Genomic DNA, 13,123 nt, shown 5'->3' with positions numbered 1-13,123 from the left:
TATGACGACATTCTTGATGTCTGCTGTCAGGCTTGGAATAAATTTGCTTTGCAACCGGACGCCATTCGATCCCTTTGCTCTCGGAGCTGGGCGGTGTTGTCATAGAAACTTATTGGGATTGGTATCACCTTCGCGGTCAATCAGATGCACTAAAGGCTTGGGGAAGCCTTGCGCGTCCAAATGCCGGATGCAATCGCTCAGCTCCTCCAGATGGTTTTTGGCGGGTGACGGGGATGCCTTATCGCCGTAGGTGGCGTAGCTGCCGTCGGCACTGACCAGCCGTTGCGCCACCGGTGCCAGCGGCAACCCCGTCCGGTCGCTGACGATGATTGCTTACGGAATAGTTGGACGCTAAAAACAGTATCAAGAGATTTTTGTTTGAGTCCGTCTTGGAGTCAAAAAACATGTTTTTTGACTCCACATAATCAATAGCTTAATAACCACCAAGATAGTAGAATCCCGCTTCTTCGTATCTTAAAATAGCGTCCAACTATTCCGTCAGCGTTGCGTTTTTTGGCGTAAAGTATTCCGTAAGCAATCATGACGATCAAGCTGGATTGCAGGTCGTAACCCACATCCGTTTCGTGCGTGACACCCACACGGGGCGCTAGTGGCGTAAGTGTCGGTTTTGTTAAGGTGCTTATAGCTTAGCCGCGACCAGTCATTTATGCCCTTGAGGGTATGCACGCATAAGGCGTACTGGCTGCAATGCTTTTCGATACCCTCATGTGCCGACGCCGTGAGCGGCCCCTGGAGTATCGGCAGGCTGACCGACCCGTTCGCAAAGAAGTACAAAAACCCGCAAGCTGTATGGCTTGGCGGGTTTTTTATTGTCCAGCGATGTGCGTGGATACATTGTTATACTGGCATCTTTGGCGGTATAAGTGGCGGTATTTCCAGTTGGCGGGGTTGGATAGATGGCCTTAAGAATTTTTAACTTTCCCAGTCAGGCACTATTTACTCCCATCTCACTTTGAAAACGAACCACTTTGAAATAAAAAAACATCTTCTAAATCAAAGGTTATTGCTCTATAAAGGTATACGGTTTTTCAATCAGACTAGGGTATGGGATTTTGGTCTAGACAATGGGGAGTACCTTAGCCCCGTCTACGGGCGTAGTGTTTTCGGGTGTAACTAGAGATAAAATCGTATTTTTACACTTTATATATAGGAGGGGCAGTGTTAAAAATTATTTTCTTGGGTGTTATCGCTTTATTGATTTCCACTCAAATCCAGGCAAATACATGGTCGCAAGCATCGCATCCTGCCAGCATTGCCGACACGGCGCAAAGTATTGGCACTTATAATAACGGTTGTTTGAGTGGGGCGGTGGCTTTGCCTAAAGAAGGCTTGGGTTTTCAGGTGATGCGTTTGTCCAGGAACCGTTTTTACGGTCATCCTGATTTGAAGCAATTTATCGAGCATTTAGGGCAAACCACGGCGTTGCAAGGCTTGGGTGTGTTGTTGGTGGGGGATTTAGGCCAGCCACGCGGCGGGCCGACATTGACCGGACACCGTAGCCATCAAACCGGTTTGGATGTGGATATCTGGTTTTTGTTGTCGCAACAAGCGGCCAAGCGCAGTTTGACTAGCAATGAACGGGAAACGTGGAATGCGGCTTCGGTGCTGGCGGGTCATTCCGACGCGCTTAATTTTTCACAGTGGTCGCCAGCTAATGCCAAAGTATTGGAAGCGGCGGCGCGTATGCCTGAAGTTGACCGCATATTTGTCAATCCTAGTGTCAAGCGGGAATTATGCCGAAACAAAAATATGCCAACCCAATGGCTGAGAAAAATCCGTCCGTGGTGGAAGCATGACGATCATTTCCATGTGCGCTTGAAATGTCCCCTTGGCAATCCGCATTGTGTGGCGCAGGAGCCGTTGCCATCCGGTGACGGCTGTGATTCGGGGTTGGCGTGGTGGTTTTCTGCAGAAGCTAAAAAGCCTGCATCTGGAAAACCAGCGCCGACTCCACCGTTACCGGCTTTATGCCATAAGCTGTTGAAAGATTAATAGGCAGATAGGTATCTTGTAGGCAAAAAAAAGCCGCTGCGGACAGCGGCTTTTTTGTCAGCAAGACAAAAGGAAATTAACTTCCAGCCTTAGGAAAGCTTTCGGCAATATCTTTCGCCGCTTGGCTGCAAACCGGATGTCCCCAACCGCTGGCACTGTTTATGCCAGTAATGTCATAAACAATATTGTCATCACCGTTTTTAGCACTAACACCAGCGAAAACATGGTCAAAATTCAGGGTTTGGCGGGTTTTCCAGGCGATGTTGTGGTCGGCGCATGAGGAGTCGCCACTCACACCGATGCCACCTTGTAATTTACCGGCGGCGTCATACAGGGCCAAACCGCCACCGAAAACATTGACGCCGCCTATTTTTTGACCTACCAGTGGGTCGCTGGCAGTACCATAATTCTGAGATGGGCCACGATAGGCGGCTTCCACATTCACTGGATTGCTTTCTTGCAGGCCAAACAAACTGCCACCGGGTTGTACGGCTGAGTATAAATTGGCAGTTGAGAGGGCCAGGCGAGGTAAACTGAAAGCATTGGCCGTGTTGGCTTTTTGTGCAGAAATGACTCGGCTGCCGGGCCATTGGCCGCCTCTGTTAGGAGCAGTCATCGCCACCGCGCAGACGACACCATCACGGTCAACGACGGTTGCCCACATGTTCAATCCAAAACCGCCGTTAGCTTCTTTTTGTGCGGCAGATAAAGCACTGGTTAAAGCAGCGTGGTTAGGTAATTCTTTACAAGCCGCCATGACGACAGTTGATGATAGTGCTAGAGTACTGACAAACATGAACGATGTAATTGTTTTTTTCATTGTTGTTCTCACTATTGGGTATGTTAATCGTGCTAGTTACTATAGCTGGAAGTTTGCCAGACGATAGATTGAAACCATTGCTCATGATGGCTTCAATGCGGAAAGTCTAGTTCTTCCCTTGTAGTTTGTCCACAAGCCGCGGTTGTTACTATTTAGCATTGCTTGTGTGTAAAATACCTTTACATTATCGACGCATTTGTTTTTACAAATCATGTAAACCGGAGGTATTAATGAAAATAATCAAAATAGCCCTATTAGCTGTTTTCCTGGGAATTTTAGCTGGCTGCACCCAAGACCAGCAAAACCAGTTGTCCCGAAAAGTCGTTGAATTGCTTGATAGTGATTATCAAGTGACGTATGCCAATGGTTCGACTTCAAAAAGCTGGATTATCAAAAACGGCAAAGTCACGACCAACGAGAAAGGCTATTACTATTTCTGGGACGAGCACAAACATTATGTGCAAGTGCCGATTGAAAATACCTTTATTGAAGAACTTGATCGTTGATACTAAACCAGAGGCCATGATGAGCATCACTAAACTACTTGCGGGTCTTTGTTTGACCGCCTTATCTTTTACAAGCAGTGCCGAAGAAACCTTCAAGGTCTGCGCCGACCCGCTCAACCCGCCGTATTCCAGCAAACAACAAGACGGTTTTGAGAACAAGATTGCCGGGTTGTTCGCCAAGGAATTGGGGCAAAAATTGGAATACACCTGGTTCCCGCAACGTATCGGCTTTATCCGCAATACCTTGAACGCCCCCGTCAACGACAAAGAAGTCGATAGCAAAGAGTTCAAATGCGACGTGGTCATGAACGTGCCGGACGGCTCCGACATGACGCTGACCACCGCGCCTTATTACCGCTCGACTTATGTGTTGCTGATCGCCAAAGGCCGTGGCTGGGACGATATTACCGACACCAAACAACTGGTGCTGATGCCTTTGCAACGCCAGGAAAAATTGCAAATCGCCATGTTTGACCGCAGCCCGGGCACAACCTGGATGCAGAAAAACGGCTTGCTCGACCAAGGCATACCGTACCAATCCATGTCCGGCGATGATGAAAACAATATCGCCATGCAGTTGGACAAAGACCTGAAGGCCAAAAAAATTGACATGGTGATCCTCTGGGGGCCGTTGGCTGGTTACATCATGTCGCAAAGCCCCAAAAACAGTTACACGATGATCCCTATGCCATCATCGCCCGGCATACCGTTTGAATTTTCGATGGCGATGGGTGTGCGCAATGGCGATAAGGCCAGAAAAGCCCTGCTGGATAAGCTGATCCAATCAAAATCTAAAGAGATTCGGCAAATTATCGAGGAGTATGGGATTCCCTTGTTGGAGATTCCTAAAGCAACGAAAAACAAGGATGACGATGATTGAATTAGTGCTGAAACAACTAAACGGTAATCCATTTGCCTACTAACAACCGTTATTCCGATACTGACATTGCCGCTGTCTATCGCGTGATTTATGAACGCCGCGACATGCGGCATTTTTTATCTGACCCTATCGAACCCGAACAATTGCGGCGGCTATTGGCAGCCGCCCACCACGCGCCCAGCGTCGGTTTTATGCAGCCGTGGCGGTTTGTCCGCATCCGCTGTCAGGCTCTTCGGAAAGAACTGCACCAATTGGTCGAACAGGAACGCCTGCTCACCGCTAAAGCTTTGCATGAGCGTGAAGACAGTTTTATGAAGCTGAAAGTGGAAGGCATTTTGGAGTGTGCGGAAGTCTTGGTCGCGGCTTTATGTGGGCAACGCGAGGCGCATGTATTCGGGCGGCGCACCTTGCCGGAGATGGATTTGGCCTCCTTGTCCTGCGCCATCCAAAACTTATGGTTGGCGGCCCGCGCCGAGGGTTTGGGCATGGGTTGGGTGTCGATGTTCGCACCGGAAGCGGTCAAAACCCTGCTGGACATGCCAACCGACAGCCATCCGGTGGCGATTTTATGTTTGGGCCATGTCGCCACGTTTTATGACCAGCCGCTCCTGGAACAAGAAGCTTGGGCTTCCCGCCAGAATCTCGATGATCTCATTTTTGAAAATACTTGGAATACGCCACCGTGCAGCTAGAATTCACTATCACGCCGCCGCCTTCAACATTGGCAACCGCGCTACAACTAAAAATCGACCAAAAAACCAAGCCGCCAGGTGCGTTAGGCCAACTGGAAACCCTGGCCTTGCAAATCGGCCTGGTCCAAAACAGCTTAACACCGACTCTTGACCATCCACACATCATCGTCTTTGCGGGTGATCATGGCTTGGTTGCTGCGGGGGTCAGCGCGTTTCCACAAAGCGTCACGGCGCAAATGGTCGCCAATTTTCTGGCAGGTGGAGCGGCGATCAATGTCTTTGCCAGACAACACGGCATTACATTGCTGATTGCCGATGCGGGAGTCAATGCCGATTTGTCGGCGCATACCGGTTTGATTCACGCCAAAATTGCTTACGGGACCCAAAACTGTCTGGAACATCCGGCGATGACTGCGGAGGAATGTTCGGCGGCATTGCAACAAGGCGCGGAACTGGTGAACAATTGCCATGCGACGGGTTGCAATTGCATAGGTTTTGGTGAAATGGGCATAGGCAACACGGCCTCGGCCAGCCTCATCGTCCAGCGTTTGACCGGAATGCCACTGGCTGATTGCGTAGGGCGGGGCACGGGTTTGGATGATGCGGGGCTTAGTCATAAAACCGCCGTGTTGCAACAAGTGCTAGACCATCACGGCGAATCAGACTTGTCACCTTGGGAAGTATTGGCGCACTTCGGCGGTTTTGAAATTGCCATGATGACTGGCGCATATCTTCAAGCCGCCGAATTGGGCATGGTGATTATTGTTGATGGTTTCATCGCCAGTGCGGCGCTATTGGTAGCTTCCCTGTGTTATCCGGCGGTGCTGGATTACTGCGTGTTCAGCCATGTTTCCAATGAGCGCGGCCATCAGGCTTTGTTAAATCATTTCAACGCCAACGTCTTGCTGACTCTGGACATGCGTCTGGGCGAAGGTTCCGGCTGTGCCATCGCGTATCCTTTATTGCAATCGGCGGTGTTGTTCCTCAATGAAATGGCGACGTTTGCCGAGGCAGGGGTTGACCAGTGACAGGCATCGTCCACGAATGAAACACGAAAAACACGAAAAATAATGAACCAGCAAACATACGGTGCGGCGAGCAGATTTTGACGCTCGTTCCCAAGCTGTGGCTTCACTGCCATTAACTTAAGGTTTTAATCAAACTAAAACAATCAGTTACGAATAAATTTGTAGGTCGGGTTAGCGATAGCGTAACCCGACGCATCAGCACCCAAATGTCGGGTTACGCTGACGCTAACCCGACCTACGATTGATATGCATCGCAAAAATACAATCGTATCATTTTCGAAGCAAGGGCTTTTGAGACTTGGGTTGCCAAGTCGGAGCTTGGCAAGCAGCGATCTATCTTTTTGAAAATGAAATATAAATTCATTAAATTAATGGCAGTGACGCTCTTCGTGGGAACTATGAAGTCTCGATGCGCTGAACGGATTTATAGCAATCCAAGTCGATTCCTGACTTTCACGGATCGCTTATTCAATCCCCACACCCCATTTCCCCGCATAAAATCGCTGGTCTAAACTGGCGCGTACACGCTCCCCCAATTCTGCGGCTTTAAAATCCTCATCCAGAATATCCACCTCAGCCTGATAGCCCACCGCCATCATCGCCATCGGCGTACAGTCGTCAGGCAACCCGAACACGCTATGTGCCTTTTCGGCATCAAACCCGCCCATCTGGTGCACCACCAAACCTAGCGCTGTCGCTTGCAAACACAGGCTGGTGCTGGCTGCGCCCGTGTCATATTGCGCCGAACGGTTGGGTTTGCCGTTATGGGTAAAATTCGCCATCGCCGCCGCGAGCATTAACACGGGCGCATTTTTAGCCCACAGGCGGTTTTTTTCCACCAAGGTGTCCAGCGCGGTTTCCCAGCTTGCCACATCCGTGCTTTTGTCACAGACGATAAACCGCCACGGTTGATCGTTGAAGCAAGAAGGCGCCCAACGCGCCGCTTCCAGCAAGGCCAGCAAATCGCCGTGGCTAACGGGTTTGTCAGGATTTATCGCCCGTGGGCTCCAACGGTTCGCAATAATGTCATGGATTTTTACGCAAGTTGTGGCAGGTTTCTGTTGCATGGTCGCGTCCTAAGTGTCGGTTGTTAAAATTAACATATCAATTATCGTGGTTTTCACCTAAAAATCCATTATCAAGAAGATAACGCTCCAAACTATATTGACCACCGCCCATAATCATCAAGGAAACTGTCGCCGCCAATAAGGCCAGCGCGTATTCAATGCCATGTGCGCTCATAAAAAAACCTTGGCTGGCATGGACCCAGAGCAGGGCCACCGCCATTGTCAAAACGTTGGCAGCGGCGGCGATGCGGGTCATTAATCCTAGCATCAGCGCGGCACCACCGAAAAACTCCGCACTGCCCGCCAACAACGCCATCAAAAATCCTGGTTGCAAACCCACCGATGCCATCCATTGTCCCGTACCTTCGAGACCATAACCCCCAAACCAGGCGAACAGCTTTTGTCCGCCATGCGCCGCCAAAATCAAACCGATGGGCAAACGCAATACGGTTGCTTCCAACCCCGCATGGGAAATCAAACTTTTAGTCAGCCAGTTTTTCATAACAACCTCTTAAAATAGAAAGCAAATTTAATGTCCACTGACATTATAGAGCGGGCAGATAGAATAAAAAGCGAAGATTTTTGTCTGATAGGTTCAAATAATTTGATCAATGGCCCCCCATGAAATACCCCATCACCTTAGACGCGCTGGAAGTATTGGCGGCGATAGACCGCAAAGGCAGCTTTGCCGCCGCCGCGCAGGACTTGTTCCGTGTCCCGTCGGCAATCTCGTACACGGTGCAGAAACTGGAACAGGATTTGGACGTCGTGCTGTTCCGCAAAGAAGGCCGCAAATCGGTGTTGACCCAAGCGGGCAAAGTGTTGCTTGAACAGGGGCGTGGAAAACCTCGAATAAAGGCAAGGTCTTGCATTAGTTTGTTGAAAGGTTGTTGCGCTAGGTTACGCTGTGGACTCCCTATCCGCCGAGTTGCTTGTTAAATCAAAAAATATTGAACAACTTGAGGCTTGAAAATGTGGACAGCTCGAAGCAGGCTGTGGAAAGTGGAAACTATTGGACGCGCTCACAACATCTTTTTAGTCAAGCGGTTCAACCGTTGTTGCGTCCGCTCAAGCATAGTTTTCTGGCGTTCTATCGCCCATAAATCCATGCCCGTTTCCAACGGAATTTGTTGCTTGCCGATCATGTCGCATAAACCTTGGCGTATGGCAAACAGCCGGATAATCCCCTTGTCTGTCGGATTTTTCCCCAATAAATCCTCAAACTCCTTTTTATCGGCTGGATCAGCGCAATAGTTTTTTGTCGCCCCGTCCCCCTCTGCCGAAACAGGCACCGACAAAACACACAGCCAAACCATCAACAACGTATTCGTCACCTTGCCACACATTTTTCACATCCCCTGCTTATTACATCACGCCTTGGTTTCGAGCCGGAACGGATTTATCACCCGTTCCGTAACGTTTTCAGCACCTATGGCGATTTTGAAACCTTAAGGACGGGGTTTTGAAGCCCCGTTCCACCCGGCACCCATGTTAAAAGATTTTTGCACCACGACTTATGTCTTTCATCACCGTCTATTTAACAGATAGACATTATTAGTTATTTTCAATTCGTAGAAAATGTCTGCGTAACATCAGGTTATAAATCAACCGTACTTGTCCGGTTTCGATGTTTACGCCCACATTGCCCATGTTTTCACCCCGTCTTGACCACGATGTGTTGAAACTATGTCCGGCAACCAAAAGTTTTTCGCGTTCACCCATTTTGTATCCATCGGGTTTTCCTACATAATCAAAATCTTCCATTTTGTAGCCTGCTATTACTCATTAAACGGTTTAATCCAATACAATCTGAACCGATTCTATACTAACCAGTATGATACGTTTAAGCGAGTCTATAATATAGCTCAAAATAGATGGTTTCTTGCATCAATTATGCGGCAAACTAACCAACAAAACCCAACTTCCTCCCGAGTCCACGATGGCAAAAAAAGACACGCAAAAACCCATTGAACATTACACCCACACGGATAAAGAGCGGGTCAATAATCCCCCTGTCGGCTTGGTCACGCCCAAAACCGACCCGGAAAAAGGCGACAAGCAAAGCTACCAGTATGACCCGCATCTTGACCCGCAACTGCAATGGGCGGGCAAGGCCGAACACTTAAGTTTTGACGTGCCGACCGTCAGCCTGCATGTGCATGAGCGCATCGACGCCAAAACCATCATCGACACGGTGAAAAAAGCCCGGGACGACGGCGGCCAGATGAGCTTGTTCGACGAACCCAAACCCTTGCGCGAAGCCCTGGCGTTTTACCAGCACAAAGAAAACTGGAGCAATCGGCTGGTTGCCGGTGACAGCTTGTTGGTGATGAATTCCTTGCTGGAAAAAGAAGGCATGGCGGGCAAAGTGCAGTGCGTCTACTTCGACCCGCCTTATGGCATCAAATACGGCAGCAATTTTCAGCCCTTTGTCAACAAGCGCGATGTCAAGGACGGCAAGGACGAGGATTTATGCGCGGAACCTGAAATGCTCAAGGCGTTTCGGGATACCTGGGAATTGGGCATCCATTCGTATTTGACTTACTTAAGGGATCGATTGCTGTTGGCGCGGGAATTATTGGCGGAAAGCGGCAGCATTTTTGTGCAAATCAGCGACGAGAATGTGCATCATGTTCGGGAGATTATGGATGAGGTTTTTGGGGTGGGGAATTTTGTTGCTTTGATTCCTTTCAGAAAAAAGACGATGCCACTGGGGGCGACTTTTGTTGAACAAATGAATGATTTTTTGCTTTTCTATGGAAAAAATAAAGAAGCATTAAAAAGCAAATATCGCCAACTATATTTCGTACCTGATGTTACTGGAGATTTTCATTGGAAATGGTATGAATTACCGAATGGAAGTCGGTTTCAAATGACAGATGAACAATTAAATAACCACGCTTTATTACCGAATGAAGCAAAGACATTTAGACTTGTTTCTATGTGGCCTCCAACATACAGCCCAAATAGCCATTTTGAAGTTGAATATAATGGCGAAAAGTATTTGCCCCCAATTGGTGCTTGCTATCCTTCAAATTCAGACGGAATGAAGAGGTTGGTAAAATCAAATCGTATTGAAGTTGAAGGAAAATATCTAAGATATGTAATGTATGCAGAAGACAATCTTTCGAAGATTAATGCTTACTGGGGAAATACAGTTGGTGCGCGTGAAAAAAGGTATGTGGTTCAAACATCCGACGAAGTAGTTAAGCGCTGTCTCCTAATGACCACCGACCCCAGCGACCTAGTCCTGGACATCACCTGCGGCAGCGGCACGACGGCTTATGTCGCCGAACAATGGGGACGGCGTTGGATCACCTGCGACACCTCGCGCATTGCCTTGGCCTTGGCGAAACAACGCCTGATGACCGCCAACTTTGATTACTACCAACTGGCGCGTCCCCGCGAAGGCATCAGCAGCGGCTTTGTCTACAAAACCGTACCGCACATCACCTTAAAAAGCATCGCCAACAACGAACCGCCCGCCACCGAAACACTGGTTGACCAGCCGTTAAAAGAAACCAACAAGACCCGCGTGACCGGCCCGTTTACCGTCGAAGCCGTGCCTGCGCCTTACGCCAAAAGCCTGGATGCGTTCGACCATGAACCCAGTGGCGCGGACAGTTCTATCGCCCGTTCCGGCGAAACCCACCGCCAAGGCGAATGGCGCGATGAATTGCTGAAAACCGGCGTGCGCGCCAAAAACGGCGTTCATCTCCGCTTTTCCCGCGTGGAAACCTTGTCAGGCGCCAAACACTTGCAAGCTCAAGCCGAAACCCAAGAAGACACGCCCAAAAAAGTCTTGCTGGTGTTCGGCCCGGAACACGCGCCGCTGGCCAAACGCATGGTGGAGTCGGCGATTGATGAAGCCCGCTTTTTAAAACCGGATCTGTTGCTGTTCTGCGCTTTCGTCTTTGAAGAAGAAGCCGCCAAGGACATCGACGAAACCCCCGAAGCCTTGCTCGGCTTTAAACTGCTAAAAGCGCAAATGAACGCCGACTTGCTCACCGACGATTTGCGGAAGAAACGCGCCAGCAATGAAAGTTTTTGGCTGATCGGCCAGCCCGATGTGCAAGTGACCCAACTGCCGGACGGCAAGCTGCAAGTGGAAGTGCTGGGCTTTGATTATTACAACCCCAAAACCGGCAATGTCGAAAGCGGCGGCAAAAAGAATATCGCGCTCTGGATGCTCGATACCGATTACGATGGGCGCAGCCTGTTCCCCAAGCAAGTGTTTTTCCCTATGGCGGGCAACGGCGAAGGCTGGGACAGATTGGCGCGTAACCTGAAAGCGGAAATTGACGAGGAAAAAATCGAAGCCTTTGGCGGCACGGTATCGTTGCCGTTCGCCAAGGCCGATAAAATTGCCGTGAAGATTATTGATGATCGCGGCATTGAGAGTTTGCGGGTGATAAGCTTGTGACGTACAACATGTCACAAACATTTCACCCCGCTGGGGTTATACGTTTGCGTGATGTGGCTACAAACATATCGCCCCGCCGGGGCTGTGCTTGTGAGGATGGTGCGGTTACAAACATATCGCCCCGTCGGGGCTGTGCTTGTGAGGATGGTGCGTTTACAAACATATCGCCCCGTCGGGGCTGTGGTCTGGCGGGTGCGGTTACAGGCGTATCGCCGCTCTACGGCTTTGCCCCATAGGGGCAATATGTTTGTAGCCCAAAGAAATTTTATTTTATTAACCGCGTAGCGGTGAAATGTTTATAGGTTTGTTATGGCAAATACATACACCCAATTATATGTGCAATTGGTTTTTGCGGTAAAAGGCAGGAATGGCTTTATACAAGAGCGTTTTCGGGAAAACCTGCAAAAATACATTACGGGTATTGTGCAGAATAATGGGCATAAAATGCTTGCCATTTATTGCATGCCTGACCATACCCATATTTTGCTGGGTTTAAATCCGAAACAATCCATTGCAGATTTAACAAGGGACATAAAAGCCCATTCGTCAAAATGGATCAATGAACAGCGATTTATTGATTTTAAATTTCAATGGCAAGAAGGCTATGGTGCATTTTCGTACAATCGGACGCTGCTGGATGCGGTGACAAAATACATCCTCAACCAGCCCATACACCATCAAAAGAAAACATTTAAAGATGAATACATTGAATTTTTGGAAAAATTTCAAATTGAATACAAAACCGAATATTTATTTGAATGGGCGGATTAATTGCAAACATCCACAAACATTTCACCCCTACGGGGTTGTTTATGGCCGGACATTGTTTCTACAAACATTTTGCCCCTCTGGGGCAAGGCATTCATAATGAACGGTTTTTCAACCGCGTAGACGGCGAAATGTTTGCAGCAAAATACATGCGGCCAGAGGCGGCCCCGGCGGGGCGAAATGTTTGCAGCAAAATACATGCGGCCAGAGGCGGCCCCGGCGGGGCGAAATGTTTGCAGCAAAATACATGCGGTCAGAGGCGGCCCCGGCGGGGCGAAATGTTTGCAGCAAAATACATGCGGCCAGAGGCGGCCCCGGCGGGGCGAAATGTTTGCAGCAAAATACATGCGGCCAGAGGCAGCCCCGGCGGGGCGAAATGTTTGCAGCAAAATACATGCGGCCAGGGCAGCCCCGGCGGGGCGAAATGTTTGCAGCAAAATACATGCGGCCAGAGGCGGCCCCGGCGGGGCGAAATGTTTGCAGCAAAATACATGCGGCCAGGGCAGCCCCGGCGGGGCGAAATGTTCGTAGCAAAATACATGCGGCCAGAGGCGGCCCCGGCGGGGCGAAATGTTTGTATCAAAACACATGCGGCCAGAGGCGGCCCCGGCGGGGCGAAATGTTTGCAGCAAAACACATGCGGCCAGAGGCGGCCCCGGCGGGGCGAAATGTTTGTATCAAAACACATGCGGCCAGAGGCGGCCCCGGCGGGGCGAAATGTTTGCAGCAAAACACATGCGGCCAGAGGCGGCCCCGGCGGGGCGAAATGTTTGCAGCAAAACACATGCGGCCAGAGGCAGCCCCGGCGGGGCGAAATGTTTGCAGCAAAATACATGCGGCCAGGGCAGCCCCGGCGGGGCGAAATGTTCGTAGCAAAATACATGCGGCCAGAGGCGGCCCCGGCGGGGCGAAATGTTTGTATCAAA

14 protein-coding genes are annotated in these 13,123 nt (G+C 49.8%); 8 read left to right on the top strand and 6 right to left on the bottom strand.

Annotated features, from left to right (window positions below; translation table 11 throughout):
- Window positions 1–99 precede the first annotated feature (99 nt).
- Entirely contained in the window at window positions 100–306 is a 207-nt protein-coding gene (locus PHH59_RS16550) for a hypothetical protein (RefSeq protein WP_300018853.1), read from the bottom strand.
- An 882-nt stretch (window positions 307–1,188) separates the two neighbouring features.
- On the opposite strand from PHH59_RS16550, the gene mepA reads away from it, so the two are divergent.
- The gene (gene mepA, locus PHH59_RS16545; protein WP_366145475.1) at window positions 1,189–2,013 is read left to right on the top strand and encodes a penicillin-insensitive murein endopeptidase; all 825 of its coding nucleotides are present in this window, start codon (window positions 1,189–1,191) and stop codon (window positions 2,011–2,013) included.
- A 76-nt stretch (window positions 2,014–2,089) separates the two neighbouring features.
- Here mepA and PHH59_RS16540 read toward each other — a convergent pair whose 3' ends face one another.
- Window positions 2,090–2,833 carry a heme-binding protein gene (locus PHH59_RS16540; protein ID WP_300018851.1) on the bottom strand — a complete coding sequence of 248 codons (744 nt, stop codon included), beginning with the start codon at window positions 2,831–2,833 and terminating at the stop codon, window positions 2,090–2,092.
- 230 nt (window positions 2,834–3,063) lie between these two features.
- Here PHH59_RS16540 and PHH59_RS16535 point away from each other — a divergent pair, with 230 nt between their 5' ends.
- The 4 genes from PHH59_RS16535 to cobT are packed head-to-tail and all read left to right on the top strand — an operon-like array spanning window position 3,064 to window position 5,939.
- A complete protein-coding gene (locus tag PHH59_RS16535; protein ID WP_300018848.1) occupies window positions 3,064–3,339 on the top strand; it encodes a hypothetical protein in 276 nt (91 codons plus the stop codon).
- A gap of 16 nt (window positions 3,340–3,355) precedes the next feature.
- Window positions 3,356–4,219 (top strand): quinoprotein dehydrogenase-associated putative ABC transporter substrate-binding protein, encoded by an 864-nt coding sequence (locus PHH59_RS16530; RefSeq protein WP_300018845.1) that lies wholly within the window; start codon window positions 3,356–3,358, stop codon window positions 4,217–4,219.
- A 32-nt stretch (window positions 4,220–4,251) separates the two neighbouring features.
- Entirely contained in the window at window positions 4,252–4,911 is a 660-nt protein-coding gene (bluB, locus tag PHH59_RS16525; protein ID WP_300018842.1) for a 5,6-dimethylbenzimidazole synthase, read from the top strand.
- Entirely contained in the window at window positions 4,902–5,939 is a 1,038-nt protein-coding gene (cobT, locus tag PHH59_RS16520; protein ID WP_300018839.1) for a nicotinate-nucleotide--dimethylbenzimidazole phosphoribosyltransferase, read from the top strand. The genes bluB and cobT overlap by 10 nt, the downstream gene beginning before the upstream one ends.
- A 464-nt stretch (window positions 5,940–6,403) precedes the next feature.
- Here the strand turns inward: cobT and PHH59_RS16515 are convergent, their stop codons facing one another.
- The gene (locus tag PHH59_RS16515) at window positions 6,404–7,006 is read right to left on the bottom strand and encodes a nitroreductase family protein (protein WP_300018836.1); all 603 of its coding nucleotides are present in this window, start codon (window positions 7,004–7,006) and stop codon (window positions 6,404–6,406) included.
- Between the two features lie 37 nt (window positions 7,007–7,043).
- Window positions 7,044–7,508 carry a DoxX family protein gene (locus PHH59_RS16510; protein WP_300018833.1) on the bottom strand — a complete coding sequence of 155 codons (465 nt, stop codon included), beginning with the start codon at window positions 7,506–7,508 and terminating at the stop codon, window positions 7,044–7,046.
- A gap of 119 nt (window positions 7,509–7,627) precedes the next feature.
- Here PHH59_RS16510 and PHH59_RS16505 point away from each other — a divergent pair, with 119 nt between their 5' ends.
- Window positions 7,628–7,945, top strand: a complete 318-nt coding sequence (locus tag PHH59_RS16505; protein WP_300018830.1) for a LysR family transcriptional regulator — start codon at window positions 7,628–7,630, stop codon at window positions 7,943–7,945.
- Between the two features lie 83 nt (window positions 7,946–8,028).
- Here PHH59_RS16505 and PHH59_RS16500 read toward each other — a convergent pair whose 3' ends face one another.
- Window positions 8,029–8,352 carry a hypothetical protein gene (locus PHH59_RS16500; protein ID WP_300018827.1) on the bottom strand — a complete coding sequence of 108 codons (324 nt, stop codon included), beginning with the start codon at window positions 8,350–8,352 and terminating at the stop codon, window positions 8,029–8,031.
- Window positions 8,353–8,560: 208 nt separating this feature from the next.
- Complete coding sequence (locus PHH59_RS16495) at window positions 8,561–8,770, bottom strand: hypothetical protein (RefSeq protein WP_300018824.1); 210 nt, start codon at window positions 8,768–8,770, stop codon at window positions 8,561–8,563.
- Window positions 8,771–8,945: 175 nt separating this feature from the next.
- On the opposite strand from PHH59_RS16495, the gene PHH59_RS16490 reads away from it, so the two are divergent.
- Both PHH59_RS16490 and tnpA read left to right on the top strand, forming a co-directional pair.
- Window positions 8,946–11,429 carry a DNA methyltransferase gene (locus PHH59_RS16490; protein WP_300018821.1) on the top strand — a complete coding sequence of 828 codons (2,484 nt, stop codon included), beginning with the start codon at window positions 8,946–8,948 and terminating at the stop codon, window positions 11,427–11,429.
- Window positions 11,430–11,738: 309 nt separating this feature from the next.
- Window positions 11,739–12,200: an IS200/IS605 family transposase gene (tnpA, locus tag PHH59_RS16485; protein WP_300018818.1), complete on the top strand. Its 462-nt coding sequence runs from the start codon at window positions 11,739–11,741 to the stop codon at window positions 12,198–12,200.
- The last annotated feature ends 923 nt before the right edge of the window (window positions 12,201–13,123 follow it).

It is taken from the genome of Methylovulum sp., assembly GCF_028687615.1.
Classification (GTDB): domain Bacteria; phylum Pseudomonadota; class Gammaproteobacteria; order Methylococcales; family Methylomonadaceae; genus Methylovulum.
Note: the sequence above shows the minus strand (reverse complement) of the source record. Positions and strands in the feature narration are given on the sequence as shown.